The sequence below is a fragment of the Pseudomonas sp. SMN11 genome (assembly GCF_052041945.1).
GTDB lineage: Bacteria > Pseudomonadota > Gammaproteobacteria > Pseudomonadales > Pseudomonadaceae > Aquipseudomonas.
In genome coordinates, this window is the sequence record NZ_JBKGGW010000002.1 from 48,759 (window position 1) to 65,633 (window position 16,875).

Genomic DNA, 16,875 nt, shown 5'->3' on the forward strand with positions numbered 1-16,875 from the left:
GACCCCCGCAATGGCCCAACAAGGCGCCGCCGGCATCGCCACCGCCGTCGCCGAAAGCGTGCAGTACCAGGGTCGCAAGACCGCCCGTCAAGGCAGCGAACAGCGCCGCCAGCTGATCCTCGACGCCGCCATGCGCATTGTCGTGCGCGATGGCGTGCGTGGCGTGCGCCACCGAGCGGTGGCTGCCGAGGCGGGTGTGCCGCTGTCGGCCACCACCTACTACTTCAAGGACATCGAAGACCTGCTCACCGATACCTTCGCCCAGTACGTCGAGCGCAGCGCCGCCTACATGGCCAAACTATGGGCCAACACCGAGGTGCTCCTGCGCCAGCTGCTGGCCCAGGGTGATGGCAGCGTGCAGTCGCGGGCGCGATTGGCCGACGAAATCGCCCGCATGACCGCCGACTATGTGCAGCGCCAGTTGCTCAATCGCCGCGATTTCATGATGGCCGAGCAGGCCTTCCGCCAAGAGGCCCTGCTATGCCCACGCCTGGCCGAGCTAGTGCGCGCTCATGAGCAGATTCTGCTGCACGGCGCTCGTCAGCTGCTGCAGGTGGTCGGCTCGCAGCAACCGGAACAGGACGCCCAAATGTTGACGGCGATTATCGAGCAGATGGAATATCAGGGCCTGCTCAAGGATGCCGATGCGCAAGCCGATGGGCAGATGCTCGCTATGCTTACCCGTTACCTCCACCTGGTGTTGGCATCGGCCTGAGCTGAGACCGAACTTTCAAGGAGAACCTGATGAAAGCCTGGCGTGTGGTGTTGTTGACGTTGTCATTCCTCCTGCTGGGCGGTTGTCTGGTGACTTTTCATGAGCCGCTGCCGAGCAACCAGGCGGCGCCCAAAGCCTTGCTCGGCAAATGGAGCAGCAAGGATGCCTGGGGCGAGCCGCTGAAGCTGACCATCAGCCGCAGCGGTGGCGATGCCTACAAGGCGGTGGCCACGGCCAAGGGCAAGGCGCCTGAAGAATACACCTTCACCGTCTCGCGCCATGGCAACCGCTGGTACCTGTCGGCTGGTGTGCCCAAGCGCCTGGGCGGCAACTTCCTGATTGGCGGTTTCGACATCGTCGATGGCAAGGAACTGGTGGTCTACAACCTCGACGTCGAGCAGGTGGAGCAGGCGGTCGAGAAGAAGGAACTGAGCGGGCGCAGCACCCAGGTAGCGGAAGAAAACGAAGAGGGCGTGCTGATCGACAGCCCGTCGGCGCGCGTGCTCGCCTACCTGGATGACCCGGCCAACTCTGATCTGTTCGTCGAAGTGGCGCGGTTCCAGCGCAGCGGCAAATAGTCAGGACCTGATCAAGGAGTCCTCCGTGGACGAATACCAGCAAACCATCCGCGCCCTGTCCGATCGCATCGTCGCGGCGCAGACCCCGATCCGGGTCCTGGACGCGGTGAAATGGGACGACAACATTCGCCAGGGCTTCCTCAAGGCCAAGGGCAAGGAGCCGCCCGCCGTCAATCGTGAGTACTACCTGGCCCGCCCGCTGGCGTTCGACTCCAGCGCGGTGAAGGCCGAGTTCCAGGCTATCGAGCGCGACATCATCCGCCAGCTCGGCCAGTTCAACCCGGTCGGGCAGATCATGAAGCGCATGTGCCGCGAGTACCGAATGGTCGTGCGCATGCTCGAAGCCCGCGGTACCGAAGACTTCGGGCTGATCTCCCAGGAGCTGTACGGCGCGGCTTCCGACGCCTTCCATGCCGGTGACCCGACCCTGGCCGACCTCGGGCTGATGCTCTCGGACTACCTGAACAACATCGACGGGCGCGGCGACCTCAAGGACGAGCCGAAGAACCTGACCGCCAAGGAGGCCGTGGACATCCTCCAGCGCCGCCTGAACAAGGTGTTCGGCGAGGCCGAGGAAACCATCCGCGTGTTCGAGTCTGACGGTATCGTCGCCGATGCCGCAGCCGGTGCCGACTACATCAAGGTGCGCGCCGATGCCATGTTCAACAACCGTGACGTGCGTGCGCTGGAGGTGCATGAAGGGCTGGTGCACGTGGGGACCACGCTCAACGGCCTGAATCAGCCGATCTGCACCTTCCTGGCCAAGGGCCCGCCCTCGTCGACGGTGACCCAGGAAGGCCTGGCGATCCTCATGGAAGTGATCGCCTTCGCGTCCTACCCCAGCCGCCTGCGCAAGCTGACCAACCGCACCCGCGCCATCCACATGGTTGAGGAAGGCGCAGATTTCCTGCAGGTGTTCGACTTCTTCCGCGAGCAGGGCTTCGAGATGACGCAGAGCTACAGCAACGCCAGCCGGGTGTTCCGTGGCTCGGTGCCCAATGGCCTGCCATTCACCAAGGATTTGTCCTACCTCAAGGGCTTCATCATGGTTTACAACTACATTCAGTTGGCCGTGAAGAAGGGCAAACTCGAGCAGATCCCGCTGCTGTTCTGCGGCAAGACCACCCTGGAAGACATGCGTACCCTGCGCCAGCTGGTCGAGGAGGGGCTGGTGGAACCGCCCAAGTATCTGCCGGAGCAGTTCCGCGACCTCAACGCACTGTCGGCCTGGATGTGCTTCTCCAACTTCCTCAACCACTTGAGCCTGGATCGCATTGAAGCCGACTACGCGAACATTCTCTGAGCGCTGCCGCCTGCTGGTTCTGGGCATGCTCCTGCTGGGACTGGGCGGTTGCAGCAGCCTGCTGTTCTACCCCGAACCCGGTGAGCCGTTCACCCCGGCAAGGGCCAAGCTGGAATACCGCGATGTCAGCCTGACCACCGCCGATGGCCTGCGGCTGCACGGCTGGTGGCTGCCGGCCAAGGCCGGGGTGGAGGTGAAGGGCACGGTGTTGCATCTGCATGGCAATGGCGGCAACCTGCCGGGACACCTGGGCGGCAGCTACTGGCTGCCGGAGCAGGGTTACCAGGTGCTGATGATCGATTACCGCGGCTATGGCCTGTCTGAAGGCACACCGAGCCTGCCCGAGGTCTATCAGGACATCGCGGCGGCGATGGCGTGGCTGGACCAGGCCCCCGAGGTCAAGGGCAAGCCCCTGGTACTGCTTGGCCAGAGCCTTGGCGGGGCGATGGCGATCCACTACCTGGCGCAGCACCCCGAGCAGCGCCAGCGCTTCAACGCCCTGGTGTTCGACGGCGTGCCGGCCAGTTACCGTGCAGTCGGCCGCTACGCGCTGAGTACCTCGTGGATGACCTGGCCGCTGCAGGTGCCGCTGTCCTGGCTGGTGCCGGACGGCGACAGTGCGATCCGTTCGATCGAACAGTTGAGCGCTCCTCCGAAGCTGTTCTTCCACAGTATCGACGACGATCTGGTGCCGATGGACAACGGCATTCGCCTGTACCAGCACGCACCGCCCCCGCGGGTGCTGCAGCTGACCCGTGGGGGGCACGTGCAGACCTTCGCCGACCCGGTGTGGCGCCAGGTGATGCTGCGCTTCCTCGATGACCCCAGCCATTTCAACGGCCTGCGGCGGCTTGCCGAAGTGCCCAACTACCCTGACGAGAAGAACAAGCAATGAGTGAAGAACGCAACGCCATCCCGCTGATCCTGACCGGTGTCGGCAGCATCATCGTGACGGTGGGAGCTCTCTGGTACTACGGCTACCTGCATTTCGCCAAACCCGAGGATGCGCTGCTGCTGCAGGACTTCACCATGCTCAAGACCATTCCCGGCGAGGACTACAAGGTCTCCCTCGACCCGGCGCCGCAGGTAGCCCAGTGCGTGGATGGTGTGATGGTGCTGTTCGATACCGAGCAGAAAGGCCTGACCGGCGTGCTGGTGGACAGCCGCAAGCGCGCGGTGCGCTGCATGGGCCAGGAGACGCCGCAGCAGGTGCAGTGATCCAGGATTTCCATCGGCTGTCCCGCCCCCTTCGCGGCTAAAGCCGCTCCCACAGGTACTGCAGAACCCTCAAGGGCAGTGATATCCCCGTGGGAGCGGCTTTAGCCGCGAAAGGGCCGGAACAGGCAAAAGAAAAGCCCCGCATCGAGCGGGGCTTCCTCATTTCAGCTGACCAGCCTTACTGCTGGATCTGGCTCACCGAACGCGGTGCCACCGGCTGGTTGTCATTGGAGATGGTCACTTCTACCCGACGGTTCTGCGCACGGCCCGAGTTGCTGCCGTTGTCTGCAACCGGGTACTCCTTACCATAGCCTTGGGAAACGATACGGGCCGGGTCGACACCGGCGCGTACCAGCGCCATGCGCACGCTGTTGGCGCGGCGTTCGGACAGGGTCTGGTTGTAGTTGGCCGAGCCGACGCTGTCGGTGTAGCCCTCGACGATCACCTTGCGCTCCGGGTTCTCCTGGAGGAACTGGGCCAGCTTGGTGATGTTCGGGTAGGCGTTGCCCTTGAGAGTGGCCTTGTTGAAGTCGAACAGCACGTCACCGAAGGTCACCAGCGTACCGCGGTCGGTCTGCTTGGCGTTGAGGCTTTCCTGCAGCTTGGCGATCTGCGCGTCGCGGGCATCGAGCTTGGCCTGGGCGCGCTGGGCCGAGGCATTTTTCAGCTCGTTCTCGGCGGTGCGCAGGGCGATGGTCTGCTTGGCCACCTCGATGCGCTGGTTGGTCAGATAGGCCAGCTGGTCGACTTTCTTGCTGTCTTCCCGGTCCATGAAGGCCTTGTCGGACTTGTTCAGCCAGTCCTGGGCGTCCTTGGTTTCGAGCGCGGCAACCTTGCTCGACTGTGGGTCGCTTTGCAGCGCCGAGAAGTTGGTGCGGGCCGACTCCAGGTTGGGGTTCGGGTCGTGGGAGCAGGCAGCAAGGCCGACGCTCAGGGCCAGCAGGGCGGGAATCATGACGTAGTTGCGCATGGTGTTCATCCTTTGATCAGTTGCGAAGGCTAAGGTTGACTTGGCGGCGCTCATTCAGCGCTGCGCAGGCCTTCCTGACGTACGTCCTGAACGCCCTGGCGGGCATCCTGCACGGCCTTCTGGGCTTTGGCTGCCTGGGCCTTGCGTTCGGCGACGCGGGCATCCCACTCGGCCTGCTCGGCCAGCAGTTTGGCTTCGTCGTACTTCTTGTCATGCATGGCGATTTCGGCCTGCTTGAACTTGTCCTGCGCCGACTTCATCTCCACCGCGGCGAACTCGGTACCGCCAGCACTCACGGCGGAGTTCACGGCGGACTGGGTCACGGCATATTGCTCGGTGGGCGGGTTGCCCGCACAGCCGGCCAGTACCAAGCTACTGCCCAGGGCCAGCGCAGCCAGCTTGAGCCCGCGCACGGGAGTGGATGAGGCGTTCGAGGTGCGGGTCTTGATGGTGGTCAGTTCCATTGGATCACTCCTGATAACGACGATGTCCGTAGCAGTCCATCGCTCAATCCCTGGCATCGCCTGCGCTTGCGCTGAACGATGCACCAGCAGGTGTGCAGGGTTTTAGCGTGATGGCTATTGGCTGGGACTTGAGCGTTTTTTGAATAGTTCAGAAAAAAGTTGCCTAGGCTGGCTAACTATTTCTGACTGATCGGTCAGCGGTATTTGCCTGGAACTTTTCCGGGCTGGCTGAGTATTCCGGGCCCGTTGCAGGCCCAGAATTCAGAAAGCAGGGCTTAGTTGCCGCTGTCGTCGCTGGGGTTGCTCAGGTCGTGCAGATGGCGCCGTGAAAGTGCCAGAAAGCGCGGGGTCGGGCCGATGTCTTCGAACAGCGGGTCACCTTCCTCGTCCGTGGCGATGACCTTGCGGCCCTGCACGTAAGGGAAGCTGGCTTCCAGCTCCTCCAGCGCGGCGGCGACCAGTTCGCCGAGCAGTTCCTCGGCGGTGCGCTTGGGGTACATGTCGATCAGGGCAGCCAGGCGTGCTTCGGACTCGAGGTCCAGGTGCAAGGCGTGGCCGGTGGGGCTCAGGGTGCCGGCGGCATTCTGTTCCCAGTGCTGGGCGAGTTCGCGGATTTTCATGATGACCTCTGTGAACGCCAGTAAAGGCTGCAGTGCATCAGACTGCGCTGGCTTAACTTTAGTTTGCTTTGCGCGATCGTGGCTTGCCTTTGCGCCCCGGCAGTGGGCACTCTTGGGCCAGCGCTGTTTCCTGAGCAGAGCGCGGCGAGCCGCGCCGAAGAGAGGGCCAATGACTGATATCGATGTGCGCCTGCGTGAAGATGTCCATGTGTTGGGGGAGTTGCTCGGCGAGACCATTCGCCAGCAGCACGGTGATGCGTTCCTGCAGAAGATCGAGGACATCCGGCACAGCGCCAAGGCCGACCGCCGCGGCGCTGGCGAGCAGTTGAGCTCGACCCTGGCCGACCTTGCCGAAGAAGATTTGCTGCCGGTGGCGCGAGCCTTCAACCAGTTCCTCAACCTGGCCAACATGGCCGAGCAGTATCAGTTGATCCGCCGTCGCGATGCCGACCAGCCCGAGCCGTTCGAGGCGCGGGTGTTGCCCGAACTGCTGGCGCGCCTGAAGCAGGCCGGGCACAAGGATGACGCCCTGGCCCGGCAACTGGCCAAGCTCGATATCCAGCTAGTGCTGACCGCCCACCCGACCGAAGTGGCGCGGCGCACGTTGATCCAGAAATACGATGCCATTGCCGGCCAGCTGGCCGTGCAGGACCACCGCGACCTGACCGCCGCCGAGCGCGAGCAGGTGCGTGAACGCCTGCGCCGGCTGATTGCCGAAGCCTGGCACACCGAAGAAATCCGCCGCACCCGGCCAACCCCGGTGGACGAGGCCAAATGGGGCTTCGCGGTGATCGAGCATTCGCTCTGGCATGCCGTTCCCAACCACTTGCGCAAGGTCGACAAGGCGTTGTTCGATGCCACCGGCCTGCGCCTGCCGCTGGAAGCCGCACCCATTCGCTTTGCCTCGTGGATGGGCGGTGACCGCGACGGCAACCCAAATGTCACTGCCGCCGTGACCCGTGAGGTGCTGCTGCTGGCCCGCTGGATGGCCGCCGACCTGTTCCTGCGCGATGTCGATGCGCTGGCGGCAGAATTGTCCATGCAGCAGGCCAGCAGTGCCCTGCGCGAGCGAGTGGGCGACAGTGCTGAGCCCTACCGGGCACTGCTCAAGCAGCTGCGCGACCGCCTGCGGGCCACCCGCGCCTGGGCCCAGGTGGCATTGACCAGCAGCAAGCCGGCCAGCGCCGAGGTGCTAGTGGACAACCGTGACCTGATCGCTCCGCTGGAGCTGTGCTATCAGTCGTTGCATGAATGCGGCATGGGCGTGATCGCTGATGGGCCGCTGCTCGATAGCCTGCGCCGGGCGGTCACCTTCGGCCTGTTCCTCGGCCGCCTGGATGTGCGCCAGGACGCCGCCCGGCACCGTGATGCTCTGGCAGAGATTACCGACTACCTGGGCCTGGGCAGTTACGCCGACTGGGACGAAGAACAGCGCATCGCTTTCCTCCAGGCCGAACTGAAGAACCGCCGACCGTTGCTGCCGGCGCACTTCAAACCCCAGGCAGAGACCGCGGAAGTGCTGGCCACCTGCCGCGAGATCGCTGCGGCGCCGGGCGCATCGCTGGGCTCCTACGTGATCTCGATGGCGGGTGCAGCCTCCGATGTGCTGGCCGTGCAACTGTTGCTCAAGGAAGCCGGCCTGACCCGGCCGATGCGCGTGGTGCCACTGTTCGAAACCCTGGCCGACCTGGACAACGCCGGGCCGGTGATGGAGCGCCTGCTTGGCCTGCCGGGCTATCGTGCCAGCCTGCGCGGGCCGCAGGAAGTGATGATCGGCTACTCCGATTCGGCCAAGGACGCGGGCACCACGGCGGCGGCCTGGGCCCAGTACCGCGCCCAGGAAAACCTGGTACGCATCTGCCGCGAGCATCAGGTCGAGCTGCTGCTGTTCCATGGCCGTGGGGGGACGGTCGGCCGTGGCGGCGGGCCGGCCCATGCGGCGATCCTGTCGCAGCCACCGGGCTCGGTTGCAGGGCGCTTCCGCACCACCGAACAGGGCGAGATGATCCGCTTCAAGTTCGGCTTGCCGGGCATTGCCGAGCAGAACCTCAACCTTTACCTGGCTGCCGTGCTCGAGGCCACCTTGCTGCCGCCACCGCCACCAGAACCCGCCTGGCGCGCACTGATGGACCAACTGGCGGCCGATGGCCTCAAGGCCTATCGCGGCGTGGTGCGGGAAAACCCCGACTTCGTCGAATACTTCCGCCAGTCCACCCCCGAGCAGGAACTCGGCCGTTTGCCGCTGGGCAGCCGCCCGGCCAAGCGTCGTGCCGGTGGCATCGAAAGCCTGCGGGCGATCCCTTGGATCTTCGGCTGGACCCAGACACGCCTGATGTTGCCGGCCTGGCTGGGTTGGGAAACGGCCCTGAGCAATGCCCTGGCGCGGGGCCAGGGCGAGCTGCTGGGGCAAATGCGCGAGCAATGGCCGTTCTTCCGCACCCGCATCGACATGCTGGAAATGGTCCTGGCCAAGGCCGATGCGCAAATCGCCGAGGCCTACGACCAACGTCTGGTGCAACCGGGCTTGCTTCCTTTAGGAGCACACCTGCGCGACCTATTGTCGCAGTCGTGCCAGGTGGTGCTGGGCCTGACCGGGCAGCCGGTGCTACTGGCGCACAGCCCCGAGACCCTGGAATTCATCAGCCTGCGCAACACCTACCTGGACCCGCTGCACCGTCTGCAGGCCGAGTTGCTGGCCCGTTCGCGCAGCCGCGAAGCCGCTCTGGACAGCCCGTTGGAGCAGGCCTTGCTGGTGACCGTGGCAGGGATTGCCGCAGGCCTGCGCAACACCGGCTGAAGCCTGCTGGAGCGGCCCTTGCCCGCCTGCAGGGCGTGGGCCGGAACCGGGCGAGGAGGGTGGTTGCGCCGGGCGCAACCACCTTCGGTTTTGCATACAAATGACGCAATGCTGCAACTTTGGGACGCTTGTCTGGCTGCCGGGCGCTGTGTATCTTGAGCAGCCTTCTGACCGATTTGTGGTCATACCCGATTTTCCGGACTTGGCCTCGATTGCCGAATCCATTGAATTTCATAAAAAAATTTGAGGAGCACGAGATGCGCGTAATTCTGCTGGGAGCTCCCGGGGCCGGTAAAGGTACTCAGGCAAAGTTCATCACCGAGAAGTTCGGTATTCCACAGATCTCCACCGGTGACATGCTGCGTGCCGCCGTCAAGGCCGGTACCCCACTGGGCCTGGAACTGAAGAAAGTCATGGATGCCGGCCAGCTGGTTTCCGACGAGCTGATCATCAGCCTGGTCAAGGAGCGCATCGCCCAGCCGGATTGCGCCAATGGCTGCCTGTTCGACGGCTTCCCGCGTACCATTCCACAGGCTGAAGCCATGGTTGCCGCCGGCGTGGACATCGACGCCGTGGTCGAAATCGCCGTCGACGACGAAGAAATCGTCGGCCGCATGGCGGGCCGCCGCGTCCACCTGGCCTCGGGCCGCACCTACCACATTCAGTACAACCCGCCGAAAGTGGAAGGCAAGGACGACGTCACCGGTGAAGACCTGATCCAGCGCGATGACGACAAGGAAGAAACCGTGCGTCACCGCCTGTCGGTCTACCACAGCCAGACCAAGCCACTGGTGGACTTCTACCAGAAGCTGTCGGCCGCCAACGCCGGCAAGCCGAAGTACAGCCACATCGAAGGCGTCGGCTCGGTCGAGTCGATCACCGCCAAGGTGCTGGCAGCGCTGAGCTGATCCACCCTCTGATGCAGCGGCCGCTTTTTTGTGGGAGCGGCCTTGCGTCGCGAAAGGGCTGCAGAGCAGCCCCTCGATTTTTACCGTGTCGCTGACATCCTGGGGCTGCTTCGCAGCCCTTTCGCGACGCAAGGCCGCTCCCACAGGGACCGCAGCTGCTCTATACTGCCGCTCTTTTCCCCTAGCACCTGGATACCCGTTCGATGACCACCCTGCTGGCCCTGGATACCGCCACCGAAGCCTGTTCCGTCGCGCTGCTGCATGACGGCAAGGTAACCAGCCATTACGAGGTGATCCCGCGCATGCATGCGCAGAAGCTGCTGCCGATGATCAAGCAACTGCTGGCGGACTCCGGCGTGGCGCTGAACGCACTGGATGCCATCGCCTTCGGCCGTGGCCCGGGTGCGTTCACTGGGGTGCGCATCGCCATCGGTGTGGTGCAGGGCCTGGCGTTTGCGCTGGAGCGCCCGGTACTGCCGGTGTCCAACCTGGCCGCGCTGGCCCAGGGCGCATTGCGCGAGCAAGGCTTGCAGCAGGTGGCCGCAGCCATCGATGCGCGCATGGATGAGGTGTACTGGGGTTGCTACAAGGCCGAAGCCGGCGAAATGCGCCTGCAGGGCCTGGAAGCCGTGCTGCCGCCTGAGCGCGTAGCCTTGCCTGAAGGCAGCAGCGGTGACTGGTACGGTGCCGGTACCGGCTGGGGCTATGCCGAGCGCCTAGCGGTACAGGCCAGTGTCAGCAACCCCGCGGCACTGCCCAATGCGCTGGACATCCTCAGCCTGGCCAATTTCGCCTGGTCCCGTGGCGAGGCGATCGTCGCCGAACAGGCGCAACCGGTTTACTTGCGCGATAATGTAGCCACACCCAAGGCGCGCTGAGTGCTGTTCGTCGGTTATCGCGGTTGACGATAAAACCTTCGGCGCAAACTGTGGTCCAGTTATCACTCGAGCATTAGCGACGGAACTCTGATGCTGCTAAATTGCCATCATTGGTCCTGAGTGCTCACACCATGCGTATCGACGGTTTCTCATCGCAGTCCTACCCGATCAAGCGCACCCCGCGCAAAGGTGCGGTGCGCGCCGAGAACGTGGACGATGCCGAGCTGATCGAAGAGAGCGAAGTCACCCAAGAGGCTTCTGCGCGTCGTCGCCCGGCGGGGCTGCCGGCTCGTCAGCAAGACATGGTATTCCCCCGCGCCCGTGACCGGCGCACTGCCACTGCGCTGGCCAGCTACCTCAGCACGGCCGGTTTTACCGACTGGGACATGGAAGTACTGGGGCTTGACCTGTACATTTGATGGATGAATCCATCTTCCCTGCCTTATTTCCTGGGTTGCCCGTCCTGGAGTGAGAACGCCTGGCGCGACTACCTGTATCCCGCCGACGCCAACACCAATGAAATGCTTGGCTACTACAGCCGGGTATTCAACGCCGTCGAGGGCAACACCACGTTCTATGCGCGCCCCGCGCCCGGCACCATCGCCCGCTGGGCGCAGGTCATGCCTGAGCACTTCCGCTTCACTGCCAAATTTCCCAGGGATATCAGCCACGAAGGCGACCTGCGTGATCAGCTTGAGGCGGCCTCCGACTTCACCCGCCTGATGGCCCCGCTCGGTCAGCGCGTATCGCCGTTCTGGCTGCAGTTGCCGGCCCAATTCAGCCCGGCACGGCTGGGCGAACTCTGCCATTTCCTCGACGAAATCGGCGTGCCGGTGGCCGTGGAGGTGCGCAACCAGGCGTTCTTCGCCAAGGGCGAGGAGGAGAGACTACTCAATCGCCTGCTGCACGAGCGCGGCGTGGAGCGCATCTGCCTTGACCCCCGCGCGCTGTTCAGTTGCACTTCACGCGACCCTGCCGTGCTGCATGCACAGTCGAAAAAGCCCAAGGTGCCACCGCGCCCCGCCGCCTTCAGCCAGCGCCCGCAGGTGCGCTTTATCGGCCATCCGCAGCTTGAGGCCAACGAGACCTTCCTCACGCCCTGGGTGGACAAGGTCGCCGCCTGGATCGAAGAGGGGCGTAGCCCTTACGTATTCCTCCACACGTCCGACAACCGCCTGGCCGCCGCCTTGGCCCAGCGTTTCCACCAGCGGCTGATGGCGCGTCTGCCTGGCCTGGCAGCATTGCCGGAATTGCCGCGCGCCCCCGAGGTCGAACAACTGGGGCTACTCTGACCATTCCCAGACCCCGGAGGTTGTGACCATGGATGTACAGACCCTGCGAGCCGAAGCCTTCAAGGCACTGCATGAGCGTGATGGCGCCTTCGTCATTCCCAACCCCTGGGATGCCGGCTCCGCCAAGCTGCTGGCCAGCCTCGGCTTCGAAGCGCTGGCCACTACCAGCGCAGGCCTGGCCTTCAGCCTCGGGCGGCCGGATGCCGAAGGCGCCTTGAGCCTGGATGAGACCCTGGACAATGCCGGGGTGATCGTAGATGCCACGGCACTGCCGGTGGCCGCCGACCTGGAAAATGGCTTCGGCGACCTGCCCGAAGACTGTGCGCAGACCATCTTGCGTGCCGCCGAAGCGGGGCTGGTCGGCGGGTCGATCGAGGATGCCAGTGGCCGCGCCGACGCGCCGATCTATGACTTCGAACTGGCTGTGGCGCGGGTGCGGGCCGCAGTACAGGCCGCCCGCAGCCTGCCATTCCCGTTCACCCTGTGTGCCCGTGCGGAAAACCTGCTGCACGGGCGCATGGACCTGGATGACACCATCCTGCGGCTGCAGGCCTTTGCCGAGGCCGGTGCCGACGTACTCTATGCGCCGGGGCTGCGCAGTGTCGATGAGGTGCGTGCGGTGGTGCAGGCGGTGGCGCCGAAACCGGTCAACGTGCTGATGGGGCTGGCGGGTGTGCCATTGAGCGTCAACCAGTTGCAGGACCTCGGCGTGCGCCGCATCAGCGTCGGTTCGTCGCTGGCGCGCGCGGCACTGGGCGCGTTCCAGCGTGCGGCCCTTGAGATTCGTGATCAGGGCACATTCAGTTACGGCGAGCAGGCCTTGCCGTTCGCCCAACTCAACGACCTGTTCCGCCGCTGAGGCGCCGTGCGCACGCTGATGCTGCTGTGCGGCCTGCTGATCTTGGCAGGCCTTGCGTGGCAACTCGGTTGGCGTTTGCCGGATGCGTGGAACCCATGGGCGGTGCTGGATGTGCGCCAGCCGCCAAACTGGCTGACGAGCTACAAACTGTCGCGGCTGCGCAATGACCCTGATTTGTGCCGCCAGACGCTGGAGGCTTCCGGCTTGCGTTACCGGGCGCAAGCCGACAGCCCGGCGTCTGCCAGATGCCCGTTGCAGAACGTGTGGCGCATCGAGCAAGGGCAGGTGCGTTTAAGCAGCAGTTTCCTGGCCAGTTGCCCCTTGGCAGTGGCCTATGCGTTGTTCGAGCAGCATGGGCTGCAGCCTGCGGCGCAGCGGGTGTTTGGCCAGCCGATTGTGCAGGTGGATCACCTGGGCAGCTTTGCCTGCCGCAATGTCTACAACCGAAAGGAGGGGCGTCTGAGCCAGCACGCCACGGCCAACGCACTGGATATCAGCGGCTTTCGCCTGCAGGACGGTCAGCGCATCGTGCTGGCGCGGGACTGGCAGGCGGGTGAGCAGAAGGGCGAGTTTCTCAGGCAGGTGCGGCAAGCAGCCTGTGACACTTTCAGCACCGTGCTGGGGCCGGACTACAACGCTGCCCATCACAACCACTTTCATCTGGACATGGGGCGTTGGCAGGTCTGCCGCTGATCTCAGGCGTGCACGCGAACGTTGTTCAGCACCACCGGGCGTGCCCAGTGCATGTCGAATTCCAGGTCGTTCTGCTGCTTGGCCATGGTCGCCTCGTCGTACGGCTCCGGCGCAGGGTCGAGCAGGTCCATCTCGAATTCGGCGATCGGCAGGTGCAGCGGGCGCGGGGAAGGGCCAGGGCCTGGTTCGGGGAGCGGGTGACCCTGGCTCATCACAACCGGGCGTAGCCAGTTGTTGCTGATGTCGAGCTGGCGCTGCTGCTGGATCATTTCGGCGACGCTGAACGGCTCTGGCGCCGGTTCCAGCAGGTTGGCCTCAAGCTCCGCCTTGGGCAGGAACAGGGGCTCGGGCGGTGCGACGATGGTGTCCTGCACCGGGCAGGCGCGCTGGGTTTCGATCATGGCCAGGGCCTTGGCCCCGCCGATCGGCTCGCCGCTTTCCTGATCGTACTGCACCATCGCCTGGCTGACGCTGTCCGGCTCTTCTGCTTGCTGCTCGGCCATCGCTCGGGCAAAGAAATCCTGCCACAGGTGGCTGACGCCCCCGAGTGCCTGGGTATTCTGCCGACCGTAGTTGCCGACAGGCGACAAGTAGGTCAAACCGATGGGAAGAGTCTCTGTCATGGCAGTCTTGCGCGCTGTGCTCTGGCAGAATAGCGGGATATTGCCTGTATCGGCCGTGGCGGTCGATACATGAGGGGCAGGGTCAAATTTCTAGGTGTGAATGATGGAAGAGCAGGGCACAGGTATCCGGGTCGAGGCGCTGTCGGCTGAATTCGAGGCGCAGGCCGCCGCATGGGCCGAGCGCCTGACGCTGCCGCTGCAGGACGATGCGGCCGGGTTTGCCGTGCAGGTAGGCACCGATGGTCTGCAGATCCAGCAGTTGGGCCCGCAGGCACCGGGGCCGGTACGGGTGGACTTCGTCGACGGCCAGGCCGCGCACCGGCGCCAGTTTGGCGGTGGCAACGGGCAGATGATCGCCAAGGCGGTGGGCATCGCCCAGGGCGTGCGGCCACAGGTGCTGGATGCCACGGCGGGGCTGGGCAAGGATGCGTTCGTGCTGGCCAGCCTGGGCTGCCAGATGACCTTGATCGAACGCCAGCCGCTGATTGCCGCATTGCTGGAAGATGGCCTGTCACGGGCCCGCCTGGATGAGGAGGTGGGGCCGATTGTCGGGCGCATGCGCCTGCTGACCGGCAACGCCATCGAACGTATGCGCAGTTGGGAAGGCGAGCCGCCACAGGTGATCTACCTCGACCCGATGTTCCCGCACCGTGACAAGAGTGCCTTGGTGAAAAAGGAAATGCGCGTGTTCCGGCCATTGGTCGGGGATGACTTGGACGCCCCGGCCCTGCTCGAAGCCGCCCTGGCACTGGCCAGCCATCGGGTGGTGGTGAAAAGGCCGCGCAAGGCGCCGATCATCGAGGGGCCGAAGCCGAGTCATAGCCTGGAAGGCAAGTCTAGCCGGTATGACATCTATCCGAAGAAAGCCTTGAAGGCCTGATCTCCTGTGAAGTTTGTGTGGCCTTTGTAGGAGCGGCCTTGTGTCGCGAAAGGGTCGCATAGCGGCCCCGGCCATCTTCGCTGCGAAGCTGAAAGTGTGGGGCCGCTTCGCGCCCCTTTCGCGACACAAGGCCGCTCCTGCAGGGCGTGCGCCGGCCAACTTCAGCGTTGGAATGCGCGGATGAATAACCCCACCACCTCGCGCACATGGCCCTCGGCCTCATCCCCCTCCAGCGGCCCGGCACACCCCAGCAACAGCCGGTAATCCGGCGCGCCCTTGATCAGGCAGAAGAAGTGCTCGGCTGCCTGCAGCGGATTGGCAATCCGCAACAGCCCGCGCTCGTCGATCCCGCGCAGCAACGCTTCCATCCCCGCCAGTACCCGCTTGGGCCCGGCTTCATAGAAGTACTCGCCGAACCTTGGGTCCTGGCTGCCCAGCGCCATGATCAGGCGGCTCAACTTGACCGCCTCGTCGCTGCTGATCAGTGCCTGGAAGCTACGGCCGATGTTCAGTAACACCTCCTCCACAGCCGCCCCTTCGGGGTACTCGAACATCAAGTCAGGCAACTGGTTCTGGCAGGTCGCCATGACCGCCGAGCCGAACAGTGTCTGCTTGTCGGTGAAGTGGCTGTAGACCGTGAGCTTTGAAACACCTGCCGCCGCAGCGACCGCATCCATGCTGGTGTTGGCGTAGCCAAGGCTGAGGAACAGGGCCTTGGCGGCTTCGAGGATGGCCTCGCGCTTCGCCAGGTCCTTGGGCCGGCCTGGGCCGATGGGTGCGTCGTTGGACATTGGAATCCGCATCTGGTTGAAGAGGCGCCCATCTTACCGGCTCGAACCGCTTCCGGCTGCAGGTCGCGACCATCGTTAATGTTGATTTTCTTTCCGACGCCGACTTCCCGGCCTCGGTTCCCTGACTTAATATACTCGCCAGTATAAATATTCGATGTGCTCTTCGCGAAAGGATTCATCATGTTGCGCCATGCCTTGTCCCTCGCTCTGCCTGCCGCTGCCGTGCTATTGCTGGCCGCCTGCGGCCAGGAAGCCGCAGCCCCTGCCGCACCACGCCCCGCCCTGGTGGTGCAGCCTCAGCCGGCCGAAGCCGCTGCCGACAGTTACCCCGGCGAAGTGCGCGCGCGCTTCGAACCTGAGTTGGCCTTCCGCATCGGCGGCAAGGTCAGCAAGCGCCTGGTGGAGGAAGGGCAGCGGGTCAAGGCCGAGCAGCCGCTGGCCGAGCTTGACCCACAGGACGTGCGCCTGCAGCTGGAGGCCAACCGCGCCCAGCTGGCGGCGGCCGAGGCCAACCTGTCGCTGGTGCGCACCGAGCGCGACCGTTACCAGAAACTGCTGGATCGGCAGATGGTCAGCCACTCCCAGTACGACAACGCGGAAAACCTCTACCGCGCAGGCCTCGCCCGCCTGAAGCAGGCCAAGGCCGAGTTCGATGTGGCCGGTAACCAGGCCGAATACGCTGTGTTGCGTGCGCCGCAGGCAGGTGTCATTGCCAAGCGCCAGGTTGAAGTGGGCCAGGTGGTCGCGGCCGGGCAGACTGTGTTCACCCTGGCCGCCGATGGCGAGCGTGAAGTGGCTATCGGCCTGCCTGAACAGCAGTTCGCCCGCTTTGCCGTGGGCCAGGATGTCAGCGTCGAATTGTGGTCTTACCCCAACGAGCGTTTCCCAGGGCGCATTCGCGAGCTGTCACCTGCTGCCGACCCGCGTTCACGCACGTTCGCCGCCCGCATTGCCTTCACCTCGGCCAAGGCACCTGCCGAGCTCGGCCAGAGTGCAAGGGTATTCATTGCCCATGATGGGCTGATTCCGCTGGCGGTGCCGTTGTCGGCCGTCACCGCAGAAAACGGCCAGGCCTATGTCTGGCGCGTCAACAAGGACAGCCGCCTGGAGCGCGCCGTGGTGCGCCTGGGGCCTTATGGCAGTGAAACCGTGCCGGTGCTCGAAGGCCTGGCGCCGGGCGACTGGGTGGTCGCTGCCGGTGGTCACGTGCTGCGCGAGGGGCAAGAGGTGCGGCCGGTAGACCGCACCAACCGCGTGGTGAACCTGACGGCCAAGGAGTAAGTCCC

Annotated in this window: 19 protein-coding genes; 14 read left to right on the forward strand and 5 right to left on the reverse strand. The window is 64.5% G+C overall.

Going from position 1 to position 16,875, the window contains the following annotated elements:
• Window positions 1-10: 10 nt before the first annotated feature.
• From ACLEJU_RS02320 to ACLEJU_RS02340, 5 genes are read left to right on the forward strand one after another with little or no spacing between them, the layout of a single operon-like run.
• Window positions 11-715, forward strand: coding sequence for a TetR/AcrR family transcriptional regulator (locus tag ACLEJU_RS02320; RefSeq protein WP_435423308.1), 705 nt, complete (start codon window positions 11-13; stop codon window positions 713-715).
• 29 nt (window positions 716-744) lie between these two features.
• Window positions 745-1,293: a hypothetical protein gene (locus ACLEJU_RS02325; RefSeq protein ID WP_435423307.1), complete on the forward strand. Its 549-nt coding sequence runs from the start codon at window positions 745-747 to the stop codon at window positions 1,291-1,293.
• A gap of 25 nt (window positions 1,294-1,318) precedes the next feature.
• Window positions 1,319-2,596 (forward strand): flavohemoglobin expression-modulating QEGLA motif protein, encoded by a 1,278-nt coding sequence (locus tag ACLEJU_RS02330; protein WP_103445431.1) that lies wholly within the window; start codon window positions 1,319-1,321, stop codon window positions 2,594-2,596.
• On the forward strand, window positions 2,568-3,491 hold the full coding sequence (locus ACLEJU_RS02335) for an alpha/beta hydrolase (RefSeq protein WP_435423306.1): 924 nt from the start codon (window positions 2,568-2,570) through the stop codon (window positions 3,489-3,491). Before ACLEJU_RS02330 ends, ACLEJU_RS02335 begins: the two co-directional genes overlap by 29 nt.
• Window positions 3,488-3,814 carry a hypothetical protein gene (locus tag ACLEJU_RS02340; RefSeq protein ID WP_435423305.1) on the forward strand — a complete coding sequence of 109 codons (327 nt, stop codon included), beginning with the start codon at window positions 3,488-3,490 and terminating at the stop codon, window positions 3,812-3,814. The genes ACLEJU_RS02335 and ACLEJU_RS02340 overlap by 4 nt, the downstream gene beginning before the upstream one ends.
• A 178-nt stretch (window positions 3,815-3,992) precedes the next feature.
• On the opposite strand, the gene ACLEJU_RS02345 is transcribed toward ACLEJU_RS02340, so the two are convergent.
• The 3 genes from ACLEJU_RS02345 to ACLEJU_RS02355 form a co-directional block, all read right to left on the reverse strand.
• Window positions 3,993-4,784, reverse strand: coding sequence for an OmpA family protein (locus ACLEJU_RS02345; RefSeq protein ID WP_435423304.1), 792 nt, complete (start codon window positions 4,782-4,784; stop codon window positions 3,993-3,995).
• Between the two features lie 50 nt (window positions 4,785-4,834).
• The gene (locus tag ACLEJU_RS02350) at window positions 4,835-5,248 is read right to left on the reverse strand and encodes a DUF4398 domain-containing protein (RefSeq protein WP_435423303.1); all 414 of its coding nucleotides are present in this window, start codon (window positions 5,246-5,248) and stop codon (window positions 4,835-4,837) included.
• A 275-nt stretch (window positions 5,249-5,523) separates the two neighbouring features.
• Entirely contained in the window at window positions 5,524-5,868 is a 345-nt protein-coding gene (locus tag ACLEJU_RS02355; protein WP_435423302.1) for a pilin assembly protein, read from the reverse strand.
• A 169-nt stretch (window positions 5,869-6,037) separates the two neighbouring features.
• On the opposite strand from ACLEJU_RS02355, the gene ppc reads away from it, so the two are divergent.
• From ppc to ACLEJU_RS02390, 7 genes are all read left to right on the forward strand, one after another.
• On the forward strand, window positions 6,038-8,665 hold the full coding sequence (gene ppc / locus ACLEJU_RS02360) for a phosphoenolpyruvate carboxylase (protein ID WP_435423301.1): 2,628 nt from the start codon (window positions 6,038-6,040) through the stop codon (window positions 8,663-8,665).
• Between the two features lie 257 nt (window positions 8,666-8,922).
• Window positions 8,923-9,573 (forward strand): adenylate kinase, encoded by a 651-nt coding sequence (gene adk, locus ACLEJU_RS02365; RefSeq protein ID WP_028691565.1) that lies wholly within the window; start codon window positions 8,923-8,925, stop codon window positions 9,571-9,573.
• A 203-nt stretch (window positions 9,574-9,776) separates the two neighbouring features.
• Entirely contained in the window at window positions 9,777-10,451 is a 675-nt protein-coding gene (gene tsaB / locus ACLEJU_RS02370) for a tRNA (adenosine(37)-N6)-threonylcarbamoyltransferase complex dimerization subunit type 1 TsaB (RefSeq protein ID WP_435423300.1), read from the forward strand.
• A 131-nt stretch (window positions 10,452-10,582) separates the two neighbouring features.
• Entirely contained in the window at window positions 10,583-10,870 is a 288-nt protein-coding gene (locus tag ACLEJU_RS02375) for a hypothetical protein (protein ID WP_435423299.1), read from the forward strand.
• A gap of 3 nt (window positions 10,871-10,873) precedes the next feature.
• The gene (locus ACLEJU_RS02380; RefSeq protein ID WP_435423298.1) at window positions 10,874-11,743 is read left to right on the forward strand and encodes a DUF72 domain-containing protein; all 870 of its coding nucleotides are present in this window, start codon (window positions 10,874-10,876) and stop codon (window positions 11,741-11,743) included.
• Window positions 11,744-11,771: 28 nt separating this feature from the next.
• The gene (locus ACLEJU_RS02385; RefSeq protein ID WP_435423297.1) at window positions 11,772-12,602 is read left to right on the forward strand and encodes an isocitrate lyase/PEP mutase family protein; all 831 of its coding nucleotides are present in this window, start codon (window positions 11,772-11,774) and stop codon (window positions 12,600-12,602) included.
• A gap of 18 nt (window positions 12,603-12,620) precedes the next feature.
• Window positions 12,621-13,295 (forward strand): extensin-like domain-containing protein, encoded by a 675-nt coding sequence (locus tag ACLEJU_RS02390; RefSeq protein WP_435423330.1) that lies wholly within the window; start codon window positions 12,621-12,623, stop codon window positions 13,293-13,295.
• A gap of 2 nt (window positions 13,296-13,297) precedes the next feature.
• Here ACLEJU_RS02390 and ACLEJU_RS02395 read toward each other — a convergent pair whose 3' ends face one another.
• The gene (locus tag ACLEJU_RS02395; RefSeq protein WP_435423296.1) at window positions 13,298-13,918 is read right to left on the reverse strand and encodes an energy transducer TonB; all 621 of its coding nucleotides are present in this window, start codon (window positions 13,916-13,918) and stop codon (window positions 13,298-13,300) included.
• A 103-nt stretch (window positions 13,919-14,021) separates the two neighbouring features.
• Here ACLEJU_RS02395 and ACLEJU_RS02400 point away from each other — a divergent pair, with 103 nt between their 5' ends.
• Window positions 14,022-14,798 carry a class I SAM-dependent methyltransferase gene (locus tag ACLEJU_RS02400; RefSeq protein ID WP_435423329.1) on the forward strand — a complete coding sequence of 259 codons (777 nt, stop codon included), beginning with the start codon at window positions 14,022-14,024 and terminating at the stop codon, window positions 14,796-14,798.
• Between the two features lie 161 nt (window positions 14,799-14,959).
• On the opposite strand, the gene ACLEJU_RS02405 is transcribed toward ACLEJU_RS02400, so the two are convergent.
• Entirely contained in the window at window positions 14,960-15,601 is a 642-nt protein-coding gene (locus ACLEJU_RS02405; protein WP_435423295.1) for a TetR/AcrR family transcriptional regulator, read from the reverse strand.
• A gap of 168 nt (window positions 15,602-15,769) precedes the next feature.
• On the opposite strand from ACLEJU_RS02405, the gene ACLEJU_RS02410 reads away from it, so the two are divergent.
• The gene (locus ACLEJU_RS02410) at window positions 15,770-16,870 is read left to right on the forward strand and encodes an efflux RND transporter periplasmic adaptor subunit (protein ID WP_110639372.1); all 1,101 of its coding nucleotides are present in this window, start codon (window positions 15,770-15,772) and stop codon (window positions 16,868-16,870) included.
• Window positions 16,871-16,875: the final 5 nt, after the last annotated feature.